16 protein-coding genes and 2 tRNA genes are annotated in these 18,581 nt (G+C 69.3%); 13 read left to right on the forward strand and 5 right to left on the reverse strand.

The genetic code is table 11. The features are described from left to right. Positions 1–21 precede the first annotated feature (21 nt). Entirely contained in the window at positions 22–1,995 is a 1,974-nt protein-coding gene (locus H5398_RS06940; protein WP_182799490.1) for a PTS mannitol transporter subunit IICBA, read from the forward strand. A gap of 8 nt (positions 1,996–2,003) precedes the next feature. After that, positions 2,004–3,050, forward strand: coding sequence for a zinc-dependent dehydrogenase (locus tag H5398_RS06945; RefSeq protein WP_182783945.1), 1,047 nt, complete (start codon positions 2,004–2,006; stop codon positions 3,048–3,050). Between the two features lie 62 nt (positions 3,051–3,112). On the opposite strand, the gene ptsP is transcribed toward H5398_RS06945, so the two are convergent. Further along, on the reverse strand, positions 3,113–4,777 hold the full coding sequence (gene ptsP / locus H5398_RS06950) for a phosphoenolpyruvate--protein phosphotransferase (protein ID WP_182799491.1): 1,665 nt from the start codon (positions 4,775–4,777) through the stop codon (positions 3,113–3,115). Between the two features lie 127 nt (positions 4,778–4,904). On the opposite strand from ptsP, the gene H5398_RS06955 reads away from it, so the two are divergent. From H5398_RS06955 to H5398_RS06965, 3 genes are all read left to right on the forward strand, one after another. Further along, on the forward strand, positions 4,905–5,675 hold the full coding sequence (locus H5398_RS06955; protein ID WP_182799492.1) for a DeoR/GlpR family DNA-binding transcription regulator: 771 nt from the start codon (positions 4,905–4,907) through the stop codon (positions 5,673–5,675). Positions 5,676–5,760: 85 nt separating this feature from the next. Further along, a complete protein-coding gene (locus H5398_RS06960; protein ID WP_182799493.1) occupies positions 5,761–6,747 on the forward strand; it encodes a 1-phosphofructokinase family hexose kinase in 987 nt (328 codons plus the stop codon). Between the two features lie 37 nt (positions 6,748–6,784). Next, positions 6,785–7,051, forward strand: a complete 267-nt coding sequence (locus tag H5398_RS06965; RefSeq protein ID WP_182783952.1) for an HPr family phosphocarrier protein — start codon at positions 6,785–6,787, stop codon at positions 7,049–7,051. Positions 7,052–7,069: 18 nt separating this feature from the next. Here H5398_RS06965 and H5398_RS06970 read toward each other — a convergent pair whose 3' ends face one another. After that, positions 7,070–8,125 (reverse strand): 3-isopropylmalate dehydrogenase, encoded by a 1,056-nt coding sequence (locus H5398_RS06970; protein WP_182783954.1) that lies wholly within the window; start codon positions 8,123–8,125, stop codon positions 7,070–7,072. Between the two features lie 130 nt (positions 8,126–8,255). On the opposite strand from H5398_RS06970, the gene cimA reads away from it, so the two are divergent. The 3 genes from cimA to H5398_RS17750 are packed head-to-tail and all read left to right on the forward strand — an operon-like array spanning position 8,256 to position 11,605. Continuing rightward, on the forward strand, positions 8,256–9,839 hold the full coding sequence (gene cimA, locus H5398_RS06975; RefSeq protein WP_182783956.1) for a citramalate synthase: 1,584 nt from the start codon (positions 8,256–8,258) through the stop codon (positions 9,837–9,839). A 39-nt stretch (positions 9,840–9,878) separates the two neighbouring features. After that, positions 9,879–10,682, forward strand: a complete 804-nt coding sequence (locus H5398_RS06980; RefSeq protein ID WP_182783958.1) for a fumarylacetoacetate hydrolase family protein — start codon at positions 9,879–9,881, stop codon at positions 10,680–10,682. Further along, positions 10,679–11,605 carry a type II CAAX endopeptidase family protein gene (locus tag H5398_RS17750; protein WP_182799494.1) on the forward strand — a complete coding sequence of 309 codons (927 nt, stop codon included), beginning with the start codon at positions 10,679–10,681 and terminating at the stop codon, positions 11,603–11,605. The genes H5398_RS06980 and H5398_RS17750 overlap by 4 nt, the downstream gene beginning before the upstream one ends. 263 nt (positions 11,606–11,868) lie before the next feature. Here the strand turns inward: H5398_RS17750 and H5398_RS06990 are convergent, their stop codons facing one another. Continuing rightward, positions 11,869–12,720, reverse strand: a complete 852-nt coding sequence (locus H5398_RS06990; RefSeq protein ID WP_182799495.1) for an endonuclease domain-containing protein — start codon at positions 12,718–12,720, stop codon at positions 11,869–11,871. A 505-nt stretch (positions 12,721–13,225) separates the two neighbouring features. Between H5398_RS06990 and H5398_RS06995 the strand changes: the two genes are divergently transcribed. Both H5398_RS06995 and H5398_RS07000 read left to right on the forward strand, forming a co-directional pair. Next, positions 13,226–13,297 (forward strand) — tRNA-Gln (locus H5398_RS06995). 28 nt (positions 13,298–13,325) lie between these two features. Beyond that, positions 13,326–13,398 (forward strand) — tRNA-Glu (locus H5398_RS07000). A 127-nt stretch (positions 13,399–13,525) separates the two neighbouring features. On the opposite strand, the gene H5398_RS07005 is transcribed toward H5398_RS07000, so the two are convergent. Further along, positions 13,526–14,413: a carbohydrate kinase family protein gene (locus H5398_RS07005; protein ID WP_182799496.1), complete on the reverse strand. Its 888-nt coding sequence runs from the start codon at positions 14,411–14,413 to the stop codon at positions 13,526–13,528. A gap of 5 nt (positions 14,414–14,418) precedes the next feature. Continuing rightward, a complete protein-coding gene (locus H5398_RS07010) occupies positions 14,419–15,144 on the reverse strand; it encodes an IclR family transcriptional regulator (protein ID WP_182799497.1) in 726 nt (241 codons plus the stop codon). A 107-nt stretch (positions 15,145–15,251) separates the two neighbouring features. Here H5398_RS07010 and leuC point away from each other — a divergent pair, with 107 nt between their 5' ends. The 3 genes from leuC to H5398_RS07025 all read left to right on the forward strand — a co-directional run bounded on the left by leuC (position 15,252) and on the right by H5398_RS07025 (position 18,550). Further along, complete coding sequence (leuC, locus tag H5398_RS07015; protein ID WP_182799498.1) at positions 15,252–16,658, forward strand: 3-isopropylmalate dehydratase large subunit; 1,407 nt, start codon at positions 15,252–15,254, stop codon at positions 16,656–16,658. 2 nt (positions 16,659–16,660) lie between these two features. Next, complete coding sequence (gene leuD, locus H5398_RS07020) at positions 16,661–17,275, forward strand: 3-isopropylmalate dehydratase small subunit (RefSeq protein WP_182799499.1); 615 nt, start codon at positions 16,661–16,663, stop codon at positions 17,273–17,275. A gap of 135 nt (positions 17,276–17,410) precedes the next feature. Continuing rightward, the gene (locus H5398_RS07025; protein WP_182799500.1) at positions 17,411–18,550 is read left to right on the forward strand and encodes a N(5)-(carboxyethyl)ornithine synthase; all 1,140 of its coding nucleotides are present in this window, start codon (positions 17,411–17,413) and stop codon (positions 18,548–18,550) included. The last annotated feature ends 31 nt before the right edge of the window (positions 18,551–18,581 follow it).

The raw sequence follows: 18,581 nt of genomic DNA on the forward strand, positions 1-18,581 counted from the left end.
GGCCGAGTACGGGAGTAGATGATGACCGCTCTTCCTGACGCACGCGTCAACAAGAACCTTGAAGGACCCGGCCTCCGCGCCCGGATTCAGAAATTTGGCGGCTACCTGGCCGGCATGATCATGCCGAACATCGGCGCCTTCATCGCCTGGGGCCTGATCACGGCGATGTTCATCGAGACAGGCTGGCTGCCGAACGCCACGCTGGCCGGCCTGGTCGGCCCCATGCTGTACTTTCTCCTGCCCATCCTGATCGGCCACACCGGCGGCAAGATGGTGCACGGGAACCGCGGCGCGGTCGTCGGTGCCATCGCCACCGCCGGCGTGATCATCGGCGGCATCACGGAGTTCGCCACCCTGAGCGGGACGCCGATGTTCCTCGGCGCGATGATCATGGGTCCCCTCGCCGGCTGGGCGCTGAAGCAGTTCGACCGGGCTGTCGAGGGCAAGGTCCGCGCCGGCTTCGAGATGGTGGTGGACAACTTCTCGCTCGGCATCATCGGCATGCTGCTGGCGATCGTCGGCACCCTGGGCGTCGGCCCCGTGGTGGCGGCCATCGTCGGCGTGCTGTCGGCCGGCGTGAACTGGCTGGTGGCCGCGAACCTGCTGCCGCTGGCGTCACTGTTCGTCGAGCCCGGCAAGGTGCTGTTCCTCAACAACGCCATCAACCACGGCATCTTCACGCCGCTGGCCGCGCTCGACGTGGCGGAGACGGGCAAGTCGATCCTCTACATGGTGGAGTCCAACCCGGGCGCGGGCCTCGGCCTGCTGACCGCCTTCATGCTGTTCGGACCCCGGTCTCTGCGCGCCTCCACCTCCGGCGCCATCGTCATCCACTTCCTGGGCGGGATCCACGAGATCTACTTCCCTTACATCCTCATGCGCCCGGTGATGCTCCTGGGCATGATCGCCGGCTCCATGTCCGGCCTGTTCGTCGCCACCGCCACCGGTGCCGGGCTGGCCGGCCCGCCGTCGCCCGGATCGATCCTGGCCTACTTCGCGGTGACGCCTCCCGGTGGTCATCTCCCGATGATCCTCACCGTGCTGACCGCCGCCGTCGTCTCATTCCTGGTGACCTCCGCCCTCCTGAAGTTCGGACGGGGCTCCGACGACTCGGTCGAGGCCGAAGCGGCGGCCCTGGCATCCTCCGGCTCGCTCGGCGACGGCGTGAGCATCCTCGGTTCTGACGTCCGCAAGGTGGTCATCGCGTGCGACGCAGGCATGGGCTCCTCGGTCATGGTGGCCAGCCAGATGCGCAAGCGCCTTGCCCCCTACGGCGTCGAGGTTGTCCACACGCCGGTCGATCAGATCCCCACCGACGCGCAGGTCGTGCTGACCCACGAGGGCCTCGCGGACCGGGCCGGCAAGCGTGTCCCCGGCACCGTCGTCGTCCCCTTCGCCTCGTACCTCGGGGACCCGGCCTTCGACCGCGTCGAGCTCGCGATCCGTGAGGGACGCACCCTCACCGCGACCGGTGTCGGCGACGCCGAGGGGGAGCCGATCTCGTCGGCAGCGGCACCCGCCGCGACCACCGCGACTCTCGCCCGCCCCAAGAAGCGGCTCGCCCCCGGCATCCTGCCGCGACAGAACATCCGGCTAGGGCTGACCGCGACCGGCAAGGACGACGCCATCCGCCAGGCGGGTCAGGTCCTCGTGACCTCCGGCGCCGCGGAACCCGCCTACATCGACGGGATGCTCGCCCGTGAGCTGCAGACCACGACCTTCCTGGGCCAGGGCGTCGCGATTCCCCACGGCACCAACGAGGCCCGAGCCCACATCAACTCGGCCGCCCTGGGCTTCCTCCAGTACCCCGAGGGCATCGACTGGGACGGGAACACCGTCAATGTCGTGATCCCGATCGCCTCGAACAGCGACGAGCACGTCAAGCTCCTGGCGGCGCTTGCCACCACGCTGTCCGACAAGGAGCGGGCCGCGCGACTGCGCTCGGCCACCTCCGTTGACGAGGTCATCGACCTCCTGACCCCCACCGAGGAGTGAACGAAGTTATGAAGGCACTGAGATTCCATGCCCCCGGCGATGTGCGGCTCGAGGACGTCCCTGAGCCGCAGTGCGGCCCGGAGGAGGTCAAGATCCGGGTCCGCAACTGCTCGACCTGCGGCACCGACGTGAAGATCCGCAACAACGGTCACGTCAACATCACCCGCGTCACGACGATGGGCCACGAGATCGCCGGCGAGGTGGTGGAGGTTGGCCCCGAGGCGCTCGGCGGCTTCGCCGTCGGCGACCGTGTGCAGGTGATCGCGGCCGTGCCGTGCGGCGACTGCCACGAGTGCCGCAAGGGCTGGATGGCTGTCTGTCAGAACCAGACCTCCGTCGGCTACCAGTACGACGGCGGGTTCGCCGAGTACATGATCGTGCCCAAGGAGGTGCTGAAGGTCGACGGCCTGAACCGCATCCCGGACGAGGTGGGCTTCGACGAGGCCTCCGCCGTCGAGCCGTTCGCCTGCGCGATCAACGCCCAGGAGCAGCTCGGCATCGAGGAGGGCGACTTCGTGGTGGTCTTCGGTGCCGGTCCGATCGGCTGCATGCACATCCGGATCGCGCGGGGCGTGCACAAGGTGGGCACCATCGTCCTGGTCGACATCAACGCCGAGAGGTTGGCGATGTCAGCCGAGGCGGTCCATCCGGACGCGACGATCGACGCCTCCAGCACCGACGTCGTGGCCGAGATCATGCGCATGACAGACGGGCGCGGCGCGGACGTGGTGATCACCGCCACCCCGGCCAACATCAACCAGGAGCAGGCCATCTCGATGGCCGCGCGCAACGGCCGGATCTCGTTCTTCGGCGGCCTGCCGAAGACCAACCCGACCATCACCTGCGACAGCAACCTGGTGCACTACCGCCAGCTGCACATCCACGGCGCCAACGGGTCTGCGCCGAAGCACCACAAGGATGCGCTGTCCTACATCGCGTCGGGCCAGATCCCGGTGAAGGATCTGATCACCCGGCGGGTGCCGCTCGTCGACGCGCTCACAGCGTTCGACATCGTCGCCCGCGGCGAGGCCATCAAGGTCACCGTCGAGCCGTAGCACCATGATCTGAACGCCGAAAGGGCCGGGAACCTCAGGTTCCCGGCCCTTTCTGTGCGCCCTCAGCCCAGCAGCGCGAGCGCCAGCTCCTTAGCGTCGCGCGCGTTGCGGGTGCCGACGATGCGCTCGGCCGCCTCGCGGCACTGGTCCAGCGTGACGCTGCCGAGGCGCACCCCCACCGACGGGATCGCCGTGGCGGCCATCGACAGTGACGTGACTCCCAGCCCCACCAGAACGCAGGCGAGCAGCGGATCCGCGGCCGCCTCCCCGCACACCCCCACCGGCTTGCCGACGGCCAGCCCGGCCTCGGCGGCGAACTGGACGAGCCGCAGCACGGCGGGCTGCCAGGGGTCGGTGAGCTGGGCCAGGGCGCTGGCCATCCGGTCCGCGGCCATCGCGTACTGGGTCAGGTCGTTGGTGCCGATGGAGAAGAAGTCCACCTCGGCGAGGAAGCGGTCCGCCAGGAGCGCTACCGAGGGGACCTCCACCATGATGCCCGGCTTCAGGCCGCGGGCCCGGCAGAGGGCTGAGAACTCGAAGGCCTCGTCGACGGTGGCCACCATGGGGGCCATCACCCACGCCTCCGCCACGCCGGCCCCGGCGGCGGCGAGCGCGATCGCGTCCAGTTGGCGTTCCACCAGCCCCGGGTTGGTCCAGCCGAGGCGGATGCCCCGCACGCCGAGCGAGGGATTGGCTTCATCCTCGTGGTTGGCGAACGGCACCGGCTTGTCGGAACCGGCGTCGAGCGTGCGCACCACTACCTTGCGGCCTGCGAACGCGGCGAAGACCTCTCCGTAGATGCGGGCCTGCTCCTCGACGCTGGGCTCGGTCTGGGCGGTGAGGAAGCACAGCTCGGTCCTGAACAGGCCCACGCCCTCCGCCTCCGAGCCGGCGGCCGTGCGCGCGGCGGCGCCGTCCTGCACGTTGGCGAGCAGTTGCACGCTGACGCCGTCGGAGGTCCGGGCAGGGCCCTGCCAGGTGGCCGTGAGGGCGCGGAGCTCCCGGTCCCGGTTCATCAGCTCGGTGGCCTCGTCCGGGTCGGGGTGCACGGTGATGAACCCTGAGGTGCCGTCCACCAGCAGCGGGGCCCCCTCGGGGACCGAGTCGAGCTCCGCCGCGGCGACGATGCAGGGGATGCCGAGCTGCCTGGCGATGATCGCGGTGTGGCTGGTGGGGCCACCGAGCCGGGTGACGAGCGCGGTGATGAGCACTGGGTCGAGGCCGGCGGTGTCCGCGGGGGCGAGATCCTCCGCGCACAGGATGACGGGCGACGAGGGGGTGGGGATGCCCGGCTCGGGGAGTCCCAACAGCTCGGCGAGCACGCGGTTGCGGATGTCGCGGAGATCCGTCGCCCGTTCGGCCATCAGGCCGCCCAGCTGGACGAGTTGGGTCACGAACCCCTCGATGGCGGTTCCGACGGCCTCCTCGGCCGGGGTCCCGGCGGTGATCAGCTTGCGCGCCGCGCGCACCCATCCGCGGTCCCTGACCAGCGCGGCCGTGGCGGTGAGGACCTCGGACGAGACACCGGTGACCGCGCTGGCGCGCTCGTCGAACCGCTGGGCGACGGCGGCCACCGCCGCGGCGAAGCGTTCGGCGTCCTGCTCCCGAGCCTCCTCGGGGAGGGTGCCGCGGGGTGGGGGCGCTGGGATGGCGGGGCGGGGCCAGAGGGCGGGCGCGTAGGCGATGCCGCCGACGACACCGGTGCCGCGAAGGGACTTCGATTCCATGGTTCCTCCACAATGAGGGGGTAGTTGTGACTATCGTCGCCTGCAGGGACCATGAAGTCAACACAAACACAGGTTCGGCCCCGTTTGATCATGTTGGAAACGGGGCGAGCCCCGAGGAAGGGGTCGAATGTACGCCGAAGAGCGCCAGCACGACATCGTGACGCTTGCGAGGGGCCTGGGCCGGGTGGCCGTGGCCGACCTCGCCGTGCGCTTCAGTGTGACGCCCGAGACGATCAGGCGCGACCTCGACGCCCTGGCTGCGCGTGGGCTGCTGAGCCGCGTCCATGGTGGGGCCGTGCCCTCGGACAAGCTGTGGCTGGCCGAGGCCCCGGTGGGCCAACGGGAGGCGACGTCGCAGGACGAGAAGCTCGCCATCGCCGCCCACGCCGTCTCGCTGCTCCCGCAGCGCGACGAGCTGACCGTCCTCCTGGATGCCGGCACCACCACGGCCAAGCTGAGCGCGCTCCTGCCGGCGTGGGTCTCCACCGTGGTCACCAATTCCGTGCCCACTGCCGGGGCGCTGGCGGACCGCGGTGACGTGGAGGTTCTGCTGCTCGGGGGGCAGGTGCGTGGACTCACCCAGGCCACCGTCGGGGCGGAGGCCCACGCCGCGCTGGCCCGGCTGCGGGTGGACGTCGCCTTTCTAGGGGCCAACGGGTTCTCCGCCGAGCACGGGTTCTCGACGCCCGATCCGGCCGAGGCCGCCGTCAAGCAGGCCATGGTGCGGGCTGCCCGCGAGGTGTACGTGCTGGCCGACGCCACCAAGTTCGGGGCTGACTATCTGGTCCGGTTCGCGGAGCTCGGGGACGTCGACGCGCTGGTGACGGATACCCGTCTGGCCCCGGCATCGCGGACTGCTCTGGAGGCGCTCGAACTCCGGGTCGACGTGGCGGGTTAATGTTTGTTTATGTCGGTTTACCTTGCTTTGTGAGTCAAATTGGGATATAAACGGAGGTAAGCAGAGCCTCGAGGGAGCGGACAGCATGGTCGACGACGTCGCACGCAGAGTGGTCACATTCACGGCCAACCCCAGTATCGACCGCACGCTGACCCTCGACGGCCCCCTGCTGCGGGGCCAGCTGCTCCGGGCCAGCGGCGTGACGGAGCAGGCGGCGGGCAAGGGCGTCAACGTTGCGCGGGTGTTGAGTGCAGCAGGGCTGCCGGTGACCGTCGTGGCCGCGGCACTGGATCGCGGATTCCGCACGCTGGCAGAACACGCCGAGCCGCCGCTGACCGTGCTCGGGCAGTCGCTCGACGACGGACGTCGGGTGCGGATGAACACCACAGTCACCGAGCCTGACGGCACCACCACGAAACTCAACGAGCCCGGGCCACTGCTGACCGCGGCACACCTGGAGGTGGCGGCGGACTCGCTGGTCGACGTCGCACGGGGCGCGGCCTGGGTGGCGCTGGCCGGGTCGCTCCCGCCCGGAGCCCCGGACCACTGGTACGCGAGCCTGGTGGGGAGGCTCTCCGGGCTCGGCTGCCGAATCGCCGTCGACACCTCAGGCCCAGCGCTCGACGCGCTGGTGGCGTCGCTCGACGCACCGATCGATCTCATCAAGCCCAACGCCGAAGAGCTGGCCCAGCTGACCGGTGGCAGCCCGCAGGAGTTCGAGGCGGCCGCGGAGCGTGGAGAGCTGGACGGGATTGTCGCGGCGGCCCGCAGTCTGCAGGAGCGCGGGATCCGCGCCGTCCTGGTCACCCTCGGCGGGTCGGGTGCCGTGCTGGTCACCGGCGGCGGCGCCTGGTTCGCGCGTGCGCCGCGGATCAGTGTGCGGAGCACGGTGGGGGCCGGCGACTCGTCAGTGGCCGGCTTCATTCTGGCCGACATCCGCGGGGCCGACCCCGCCCAGTGCCTCGCCACCTCCGTCGCCTACGGCTCGGCAGCCGCTGCGCTCCCGGGAACCACCCTGCCCACCCCTGCAGATCTGACGACCGGTCAGGTCGACGTCATCGCCCTCGGCTGACCGGCCGCGGGCTCACCCACACCAGAAGGACACCATCATGGCAAGCAAGACCGTCACCGTCGGCTCCTCCGTCGGCCTCCATGCCCGCCCCGCAGCCCTCGTCGCCCAGGCGGCCGGGGCCTACGACGACGACATCCTCATCAGGCTCGCCGGAACACCCGCCGACGATGGGGTGGACGCCGCCTCCAGCCTCATGATCATGACCCTGGGTGCCGGCGCAGGCGCGGAGGTCACCGTCGAGTCCGACAACGCTGAGGCGGTCGAGAAGATCGCAGCGCTGATCGAGCAGGACCTCGACGCCTGAGACCCCGTCGGGTGAGCCTCAGGAGAGGCGTGCCGCGATCCGGTCGCCGATCTCGGTGGTGCGCAGCCTCGCGGAGCCCCGCTCGGTGATGTCGGCGCTGACCGCCTCGTCGATCCGTGCCGACAGCTCCGGCCTGCCCAGGTGGTCCAGAAGGAGCGCCATCGACGAGATGGCTGCGGTGGGATCCGCGATGCCCTGACCGGCGATGTCGGGGGCCGATCCGTGCACTGGCTCGAACATCGACGGGAACTCGCCGCTGGGGTTGATGTTGGCCGACGCAGCCAGCCCGATGCCCCCGGTGACCGCGGCAGCCAGGTCCGTGACGATGTCGCCGAACAGGTTGTCGGTGACGATGACGTCGAACTGACTGGGGTCCACCACCATGGCGATCATCGCCGCATCGATGTGCAGGTACCTGCGCTCCACGTCCGGGAACTCCTCGCCGACCTCGGTGAAGATGCGGTTCCACAGGGTGCCGGCGTTGACAAGCACGTTGTGCTTGTGCAGCAGCGTGAGCTGGCCCCGACGCGCCTGGGCGCGGCGGTAGGCGTCGCGGACGACCCGCTCCACGCCGTAGGCCGTGTTGACGGAGACCTCCGTGGCCAGTTCGTGCGGGGTGCCGACGCGCACCGCCCCGCCGTTGCCGCAGTACAGACCCTCGGTTCCCTCGCGTACGACGACGAAGTCAACGGTTTTGCCCTCGACGATGCGGGGGGCCAGGGGAGTGGGCACTCCCGGGTAGAGCTTGGAGGGGCGGAGGTTGATCGCGTGATCGAACGCGAACCGCAGCTTGAGCAGCAGGCCGCGCTCGAGAAGCCCGCTCGGGATCGCCTTCGACCCCGGTGCCGCCCCGACCGCACCCAGCACGATCGCGTCCACACCCTTGAGCTCCTCCAACACGGAGTCCGGTAGCACCTCGCCGGTGCGCTGCCAGCGCTCGGCGCCCAGGTCGTAGTGGACGAAGTCGAAGGCGTCTGCGCCGGCGACGGCGGTGAGGGCCTTGAGCGCCTCGGCGGTCACCTCGGGGCCGATGCCGTCGCCGCCGATGACGGCGATGGTGCTGGTCTGAGTCATGGGCAGGACCCTACGGCTTGGCGCTTTCGGGCGGGAAGGGGTGGGGCGTGCCCGTCCACTGGCTGAGACGGGGCGGGTCCGCCCGCTCGGGGTATCCTTCGCTCTGACTGACCACCCCTGGGAGAGATCAATGCCGATGCTGCCGACCCGACCGGCCGAGTTCCACGTCTTCGACACCTCACTGCGCGACGGCGCGCAGCAGGAGGGCCTGCACCTGTCGGTGCAGGACAAGCTGAAGATCGCGGGCTACCTCGACGAGCTGGGCGTCACCTTCATCGAGGGGGGTTGGCCGGGCGCCAACCCCAACGACACCGAGTTCTTCGTCCGCGCCAAGGAGCTCAACCTGAAGCGCTCCCAGCTGGTGGCGTTCGGCGCCACCCGCAAGGCCGGGGCGAAGGCGGCCGAGGACGCGCTGACCCGGGCGCTGGTCGACGCGGACACGGACTTCATCTGCATCGTCGCCAAGTCGCACGACGAACATGTGTACCGGGCCTTGCGCACCACGCTCGAGGAGAACCTCGAGATGGTCACCGACACCGTGCAGTACCTCCGCTCGCAGGGCAAGCGGGTGTTCGTGGACTGCGAACACTTCTTCGACGGCTACCGCGCCAATCCCGAGTACGCCATCCAGGTGGTCCAGACGGCCCACGACGCCGGCGCCGAGGTGGTGGTGCTCTGCGACACCAACGGAGGCATGTTGCCCAGCTGGATGGGGGAGATCATCGAGGCCGCCGCCGCCACCGGTGCCAACCTGGGTGTCCACTGCCACAACGACACCGCCTGCGCCGTCGCCAACACCCTGGCCGCCGTCGAGGCCGGTGTCATGCACGTGCAGGGCACGTTCAACGGATACGGGGAGCGCACCGGCAACGCGGACCTGTCCGCGCTCATCCCCAACCTGCAGCTGAAGTACGGCTGGGACGTGCTGCCCCCCGAGCAGCTCGCGGAGCTGACCCGGGTGGCCCACGCGATCGCGCTGGTGGCGCATCAGCCGCTGGTGGGTCGCCAGCCCTACGTGGGGCATTCGAGCTTCGCCCATAAGGCGGGGCTGCACGCCTCCGCCATCCGGGTGGACGAGAACCTGTACCAGCACATCGACCCGTCGCTGGTGGGCAACGACATGCGGATGCTGATCTCCGACATGGCCGGCCGCGCCAACATCCAGATCAAGGGCGAGCAGCTGGGCTTCGACCTGGAGGATCGCGCATTGGCTGCCTCCATCACCGAGCGCGTCAAGGCCAGGGAGAACGAGGGCTATTCCTACGAATCTGCCGACGCGTCGTTCGAGATGCTGCTGCGCGACGAGCTCGGCATCCTCGCGCTGCCGTTCCAGGTCCAGTCGTGGCGCGTGTTCACCGAGGAGCGCGACGGGGTCAACATCTCCGAGGCCACCGTCAAGCTCACCGCCAAGGGCGAGCGGCACATGGTGGTGGGCGAGGGCAACGGCCCCGTCAACGCGCTCGACGGCGCGCTGCGTCAGGCGCTCGCGATGCCCTTCCCGGCAGTGGCCGAGTTCGAGCTGACCGACTACCGGGTGCGGATCCTCGACGAGGGGCACGGCACCGACGCTTCGGTGCGCACCCTGATCGACACCTCCTACAACGGCTTCACCTGGACGACGGTGGGGGTGGGCACCAACGTCATCGAGGCCTCCTGGGAGGCGCTGATGGACTCCCTGGCCTACGGCATCCTCACGCATCTGCCACCGGCCTAGGGAATCAGTGGTTCCCTCGCCTCCACTACGCTGGGAACCATGCGCATCGCACGTTTCGTCAAGGATGGCCAGGACCCCACCTACGGGATCATCGAACTCGCTGTTGACGGGGGAGATCACCCCGACACCATCGCCGCGTTGACCAACGATCCCCTCGCGGGGCTCGCGGTCAACTACACAGGGGAGCGCCACGACCTCGTCGACGTGCGCCTGCTCGCGCCGGTCATCCCGCGCAGCAAGATCGTCGGGGTGGGCAAGAACTACGCGGACCACGCCAAGGAGATGGGCGGCGAGGTGCCCGAATCGCCGCTGCTGTTCTTCAAGCCCAACACCTCCGTGATCGGGCCCGACGACACCATCATCCGCCCCGCGGGCTGCGAGAACCTCCACTTCGAGGGCGAGCTGGCGATCGTGATCGGGCGGATCTGCAAAGAGGTGCCCGCCGAGCGCGTGCCGGAGGTCATCTTCGGCTACACCATCGCCAACGACGTCACCGCGCGGGACTGGCAGGCCACCGATGGTCAGTGGGCCCGGGCGAAGGGTTCGGACACGTTCCTCCCGCTCGGCCCCTGGGTCAACACGCACCTCACCGTCGAGGAGGCCGAACACCTCACCATCGAGACCCGCCTCGGCGACGAGGTGCGCCAGCAGGGCTCCACAGCGCAGATGGTGCGTGGCATCGTCGAGCTCGTCAGCTACATCACGTCGTTCACCACGCTCCTTCCGGGCGACCTGATCCTCACCGGCACGCCGGCCGGCGTGGGTTCGATGGAGCCGGGAGACCGGGTCAGCGTGGAGATCGACGGCCTGGGCGTGCTGAGCAACCCCGTCGCGGACGCGTGACCCAGCCCCCGCTGCTGTTGCTGGCCGGCGAGCCGCAGGACCCGCCGTCGGGATTGAGCTACCCGCTGGCGCTGCGGCGCCGGGGATTCACGGTCCCGATCACAGTGTTTGGTGCGCTGCTCGCGTTCAGCGCGTTCGCGCTGGTGGTGCCTGCTGTGTCCGCCGTCGTGCTTCGCCTGGGCTTCCTGCTGCGGGGCGGTGGGGACTACGCGGCCTACGAGCGGGCGGCCACGGCGTATGAGCTGCCGGAGGGACCGGCTGCCGGTCACCTGGCGTTGGCTGCGCTCATCCCCTTGTCGATCCTGCTGGTGCGCTACGTCCACGGCGTGCGGCCCCGCTGGCTGGCCTCGGTCCAGCCAGGACTCAGATGGCGGTATCTCGCGATGTCGCTGGTGGTGGCGGCGGTGATCCTCAACGCGTTCACGTGGGCCTCGTTCCTCGTGGGAGACATGCCGGTCTTTCACGACGGCCAGGACGGCTGGGTGTGGTTCCTGCTGGTGGTGGCGATCACCTCGCCGCTGCAGGCGGCGGCGGAAGAGGTGTTCTTCCGGGGCTACCTGCTGCAGGTGATCGGGTCGGCCACCGGCCGGACCTGGGCGGGCGTCGTCGGATCCGCACTGATCTTCGCGCTGCTGCACGGGGTGCAGAGCCCGGCGCTGTTCGCGCACCGGCTGGCGTTCGGTCTGGTGGCGGGGGCGTTGGTGGTGGTCACCGGGGGTCTGGAGGCGGGGATCGCGGCCCACGTGGTCAACAATGTCGCGGCGTACGGGTACGCGATGTTCACCATGTCGGTGGCGGAGTTGCGCGGCGTGACCACCATCACGTGGGCTGAGGCGGGCTGGAATGTCGCGGCGTTCGCGGCGTTCGGTGTCGCGGCGTGGTGGTTGGGGCGTCGGCTGCGAGTCGCCACCGTCACCCCTTGACGCCACTGTCACCCCTTGGCGCCACGGTCGCCCCCTGACGCAACGGTCGCCCCTTGACGCCGCCGTCGCCCCTGACGCCGCCGTCGCGGTGGCCGGCGCCTCCTTGCAGATGTGGCTTGTGGCTGGGCTGGTGGCGAGTTGAGCAAATGGCACGGGTCACGGCGCCGCCCGCGCTCAGCCTGAGCGTGCGGGGTTCCGTGACCCCTGCCATTTGCTCAACGCAAGAGCCGGGGAGCGCGTCGCCCCGAGACGGACGCGCGCTATCAGGTGGACCGCAGAGCGATCAGACTCAGGGTGGTCTCAACGAGCGTCGGGAGGCTCTTCTCCGTGAAGTGGACCACGAGCCAGCCCGCCTTGATCAGGGCGATGTCGCGAAGACGGTCGGCGTGGAAGGCGTCCTGAGAGCTGTGGAAGGCGTAGCCGTCGAACTCCAACGCGATCTTCTTCTCGCGGAACCCGGCATCGACGTAGTACTTCCGCCCGCCAACGAAGACGGGCAGATTTGACCGCCATCCCGTGATGCCGGCGCCGCGTAGCGCGGCGTGCGCTGACAACTCAAGTGGGGACCAGGGCGAGTCTGCAGATTGTGCGAGGAGATCGCGTCTGAGCTTGTTGCCGCGACGGTGGGGGGTCAGTGACAGCGCGTGCTTCATCTGTTTCAGGGTGCACGCCCGACGTCGGAGTGCCTCCTGGATTGGCTCCGCTTCCAGATCGGGTATGAGATCCAGAACCGTCAGCGCCGGCACGGTGCACAGAACGCCGTCACGTCGCGTCAGGAGATCAACGGGGATGAGCCGTTGTTCCATGCGAAGACCGTAGCCCGGGGTGATGGCCCGAGCACAGGCGACCTCCAATGAACCCTCCTGCTCGATCTCCGGCCAGAACGTGAGTGCGGCGGCGCTTCGCCCGACGACGACCATGTCGTCGCCATATGCCTTGATTGCCCGCAGCCGACCCTCCGTCGTCTCGCCGGCCCCGGGACGGCCGTAGACGCCCGGAAGCAGACGCTCGAGCTGACCGCGGAAGGCGTAGGAGTTCAGCGCGCGAGCCTTGCGCGGGGCGAGGCGTGCGGTCACGACGCCGTCGCTCAGAGACCTCATCACATCGGGATCCACGCCCCAAGTCTGTGCACTGCGACCCTCGCAGCCAAGGGGCGAGCGCCGGCCTGTGGATAACTCGTCGAGCCGTGGAGGGGGTCCTCGGGAGAGGTAGGGGGAGGGAGTTGAGCAAATGGCAGGGTTCGCGGTGCGGGCCACGCGTGGGCTGAGCGTGGAGGTCCTCGCGATCCTTGCCATTTGCTCAACTCCCTCCCCGGTGGGGGACATGAGCCTCCCCAGAGTCACAGGTGACTGGGCACAGCGGCGAGGGGCCGCCGGGGCGGCCACGGGAGCCGGGGGTGGGGCGGCCGGGTCGGCCACGGAGCCGGTAACCCAGCGGCCGGGGGGTGGAACGGCCGGGGGTGGGGCGACCGGGGGTGGGGCGACCGGGGGGGCGACCGGGGGTGGAGCGGCCGGGGGTGGGGCGACCGGAGGCGGAGCGACGGGGGGGGGGGGAGTCGGTTTGCGGGGCGCCGAAGCCCTGGTGTAGGGTTCATCTTCGTGCCCGGGTGACCGGGCGCACAGGGGTATGGGGTAATTGGCAGCCCGCCGGATTCTGGTTCCGTCAGTCTAGGTTCGAGTCCTAGTACCCCTGCGGAAGGTGTTAAACTCCTTCTCGCTAGGGCCCCGTTGTGTAGCGGCCTAGCACGCCGCCCTCTCAAGGCGGTAGCGCGGGTTCGAATCCCGTCGGGGCTACGAGTTGAATCCCTTGCCGGAGAGATCCGGCAAGGGATTTTTCCGTGTCCGGCCCATCGCGGGACCCGCCCAGCTCCTTCCGGGTATGCCTGGCGACTGCCGCTGTGGCGCTGTCCGACTCCTGCCCTCAGTCGCGGCCTCGGGTCGCTGCCGTCGTCGGCTCACGGGGCGCAAGAGCAGGGCTCTGGATGCACAGGGAAGCCTGGCGCGCCGCGGCCAGGAGGCAGATGTCGACGGGGGATCCCGCCAGGTGGGCGGCAAGGAACCCTGCGAAGAAGGCATCTCCGGCGCCGTTGGTGTCCACCACCTCCTCGACGGGGAGGGCCTGGACGTGCCTGAGCACCCCGTCGGTCGCCATCGCGATCGCTCCGGCCGCGCCGCGGGTCACCACTGCCAGCTGGGCGCCGCCGCTGATGCGGTCGGCGACGAAACCAGCAGGATCCGGCAGGGCGTCGTCGTTGCAGAAGACGAAGGAGGCCTCGTGGACGAACTGCTGGTGCCACGGTGAGGTGCCGTCGTAGTCGTGCAGGTCGCACCAGACTGGGCGGCCCAGCTCGCGCGCCTGGCTCAGGAGCGCTCGGCCGGGGTCCGACAGGTCGATCACTACGGCGTCGGCGGACTGCATCGACCGGCGCGCTTCATCTGCCAAGCGGACGTCGGCCACCTCCAGCGTGGGCGCGCGCAGGTACAGCGACACCCGCCCACCAATGGGGTTCATCAGGTTGAGGTGCTGTTCGGTGATCCGGTTCGAGGCCTCCTCGGCGAGCACGTCGATGCCGGACTCGCGGAGCGCCATCAACACCTGTCGCCCCTCGGGGTCATCACCCACCACCGTCCGCAGAGTCACGTCGACCCCGAGAGAGCGCAGATTGAGCGCCTTCCCGGCGGACGTCCCGCCCAGGGCCCATCGGTGCGAGCGCGCGAACGCCATGTGCGAAACGGGCTGCGGCAGCGCGTCCAGCATGACGATCTGGTTCCACGACGCCGGTCCCGCGACGAACACGTGACCGGACATGGCCACTACTCCGGGGCGCCGCTACGCCGCAGCACCTCGCTCAGCCGCTCGGCCGCCGCAAGGACCGCCGGGGCGTGGAGACGGCCGGGCGAGCGGGTCAGCCGCTCGATGGGCCCGGAGACGGAGACGGCCGCGATCAACTTGCCCGACGGGGCCAGCACCGGGGCCGACACCGACGCGACGCCCGCCTCGCGTTCCGCCACCGACTGCGCCCAGCCGCGCCGTCGCACGCTCTGCAGCGTGGTCAGCGTGAACGATGCGCCCTCCAGCAGCTTCTCCAGCTTCTCGGGCTCTTCCCAGGCCAGCAGCACCTGGGCCGCGGACCCCGCCGTCATGGACAGCTGGGCGCCGACGGCGACGGTGTCGCGGAGGCCGGTGGGGCGCTCGACGGAGGCCACGCAGATGCGCATGTCACCCTGGCGGCGGAACATCTGCACCGACTCGCCTGTGATGTCGCGCAGCCTGGTCAGGATGGGGCCGGCGGTGGCCAGCAGGGGATCCTCGCCGGCGGACTCGGCCAGCTCGATCAACCGCGGCCCGAGGACGAAGCGCCCCTGAAGGTCTCGGCCGACGAGGCGGTGATGTTCGAGTGCCACCGCGAGCCGGTGCGCCGTCGGGCGCGCCAACCCTGTGGCGGTCACGAGGCCCGCCAGGGTGAGGGGATTGCGCTCCAGGGCTGCGAGAACCGAGGCCGCCTTGTCGAGTACGCCAACGCCACTTGTGTCGTCCATATGGTGAGATTATCAATCCACTATGTGGACATGCAAACCGGTGGTGGGCGTGTTGCGGGTCATACTTGGCGACAGATTTCCACGTCGAATGTTTGAGAAGAGGAGCCATGGGCAAGACCCTGAGCGAGAAGGTATGGGACGCGCACGTCGTCCGCGCGGTGGAGGGAGAGCCTGACCTGCTCTACATCGACCTGCACCTCGTCCATGAGGTGACCAGCCCCCAGGCCTTCGACGGCCTGCGCCTGGCCGGCCGCCCCGTCCGCCGCCCGGACCTCACTCTGGCCACCGAGGACCACAACACGCCCACGCTCAACATCAACCTGCCGATCGCGGACCCCGTCTCGCGCACACAGGTGGACACGCTGCGCAAGAACGCCGCCGAGTTCGGCATCCGGATCCACTCGTTGGGCGACCGCGACCAGGGTGTCGTGCACATCATCGGTCCCCAGCTGGGCGTCACCCAGCCCGGCATGACCATCGTCTGTGGCGACTCGCACACCTCCACCCACGGCGCCTTCGGCGCGCTCGCGTTCGGCATCGGCACCTCCGAGGTGGAGCACGTGCTGGCCACGCAGACGCTGCCGCAGAAGCGGCCGCAGACCATGGCGGTCAACATCAACGGTGAACTGCCCGACGGCGTTACCGCCAAGGACGTCGTCCTGGCGCTGATCGCCAAGGTCGGCACCGGCGGCGGCCAGGGCTACATCGTCGAGTACCGCGGCTCCACCGTCGAGGCGCTCTCGATGGAGGGACGGATGACCATCTGCAACATGTCCATCGAGTGGGGCGCGAAGGCGGGCATGATGGCCCCCGACGAGACCACCTTCGCCTACCTGAAGGGCCGCCCGCACGCGCCCGAGGGCGAGGACTGGGACGCCGCCGTCGAGTACTGGAAGACGCTGCGCACCGACGACGACGCCACGTTCGACGTGGAGGTGGACATCGACGCCACCCAGCTCACCCCCTTCGTCACCTGGGGCACCAACCCCGGCCACGGCGTCCCGCTGGGCGGAGTGGTCCCGGCACCTGAGGACTTCGACTCCGAGGTGGAGCAGTCCACGGCCAAGCGCGCCCTGGAGTACATGGCGCTGACCCCCGGTACACCGATGCGCGACATCACCGTCGACACCGTCTTCCTGGGCTCCTGCACCAACGGACGCATCGAGGACCTGCGCCTGGCTGCCTCCATCCTGGAGGGCCAGCACATCGCCGACGGCGTGCGCATGCTCGTGGTGCCCGGCTCGGCCCGGGTGCGCCTGCAGGCCGAGGCCGAGGGCCTGGACAAGATCTTCCTGGACTTCGGTGCCGAGTGGCGCGCCGCCGGCTGCTCGATGTGCCTGGGCATGAACCCGGACCAGTTGGCGCCGGGGGAGCGCGCGGCGTCGACGTCGAACCGCAACTTCGAGGGCCGCCAGGGCAAGGGTGGCCGCACGCACCTCGTCTCGCCGCCCGTCGCCGCGGCCACCGCCATCGTCGGCCACCTGGCCGCTCCCGCCGACCTGATTGGACGCTGATCATGGAACCCTTCGTCAACCACACCGGCGTGGCCGTCCCGCTGCGCCGCTCCAACGTCGACACCGACCAGATCATCCCGGCGGTGTACCTCAAGCGGATCACCCGCACCGGCTTCGAGGACGGGCTGTTCGCCGCCTGGCGCAACGACCCCGAGTTCGTGCTCAACCAGGAGCCGTTCACGACCGGCACCATCCTGATCCCCGGCCCCGACTTCGGCACCGGCTCCTCGCGCGAGCATGCGGTGTGGGCGCTGCAGAACTACGGCTTCACGGTGATCGTGGGCACCCGCTTCGGCGACATCTTCCGCTCCAACTCCGGTAAGGCCGGCCTGCTGGTGGCAGTGGTCTCCGAGGAGGACCGTGACCTGCTGTGGGACGCCATCGACGCGGACCCGAACGTGCCCACCACGGTGGACCTGCCCAGCCAGACGATCACCCGCGGCGACGTGGTGGTGAGCTTCGAGATCGACGAGTACACCAAGCATCGCCTGCTCAACGGCCTCGACGACATCTCGCTGACCCTGATGCAGTCGGACTCCATCTCCGCCTACGAGGCGACGCGCCCGTCGTTCAAGCCGAAGACGCTTCCTGTGCGGACGGCAGACTCGGTGGCCTGAGCCAGCCGAACACCGGACCCGCAGCCCGGGCATCAGAGAACCCTCTGGTGCCCGGGCTGCACGCTGTCGGAACCGGGTGCGGCGGGCCGAGTGGGCTAGCCTGACAGAACTGATCCTCTACAGACGCGGGGCCGCATGAACCAACCCACTCTCGGGGTGATGGCGCGCTCCCTGAAGGAGAACGAGCGCCGGCTCCCACTCCACCCGGACCACCTCTCCCGGATACCCGAGGAGCTGCGCGCGAGCATCTTCCTCGAGCACGGCTATGGACGTCCCTTCGGCAGGTCCGATGACGACCTGATGGGCTGGGTGGCGGGTTTCAGGACGCACGAACAGCTCATCGACGAGTGCGACATCATCCTTCAACCCAAACCGGTCTTCAGCGACATCGTCGAGCTGCGCGACGGACAGATCCTGTGGGGGTGGCCGCACTGTGTGCAGGACGACAAGCTCACCCAGGTCGCGATCGACCACAAGCTCACGCTGATCGCGTTCGAGGCGATGAACCACTGGCACCGGGACGGAACGTTCAATCTCCACGTGTTCCACATGAACAACGAGCTCGCCGGCTACTGCTCGGTGCTCCAGGCCATGCAGATCGCCGGCTCCAGCGGGGATTACGGCCGCCGGCTGCGTGCCGTGGTCATCGGTTTCGGTGCCACAGCTCGAGGGGCGGTCACGGCACTCAACGCGATGGGGGTCAACGACGTCGACGTCCTGACCCACCGTGAGATCGCCGCTGTGGCCTCCCCGATCCACTCCGCCCGCATCGTCCATTTCGACTCCGACGGCACCGCGCCCAATGTCAGCCACGCGATCACGCCGGAGGGTCGGGTGCCGATTGCCCCATTCCTCGCCGAGCACGACATCATCGTCAACTGCGTGCTCCAGGACACTGACGCGCCGCTCACGTTCATGACCGAAGCGGACCTTCCGGGCGTGATGCCCGGAACGCTGATCGTCGACGTGTCCTGCGACGAGGCCATGGGGTTCAGCTGGGCCCGCCCAACCACGTTCACCACCCCCACCTTCGTGGTCGGCGACAACGTCCTCTACTACGCCGTCGACCACAGCCCGTCGTATCTCTGGAATTCGGCGACATGGGAGATCAGCGAGGCGCTCCTGCCGTTCCTCCCAACGGTCCTGGGCGGAGAAGCGATGTGGGACGCGAACCCCACGATCAGTCGCGCCATCGAGGTCCGGGACGGTGTCATACAGAATCCGGCCATCTGGTCATTCCAGGCGCGCGACCCGGACTACCCGCACGAGTCCTGACAGAGCTCATCCCTCCTGAGGTCCGGGCTTC

This window comes from Tessaracoccus sp. MC1679, assembly GCF_014164775.1.
Taxonomy (GTDB): domain Bacteria; phylum Actinomycetota; class Actinomycetes; order Propionibacteriales; family Propionibacteriaceae; genus Arachnia.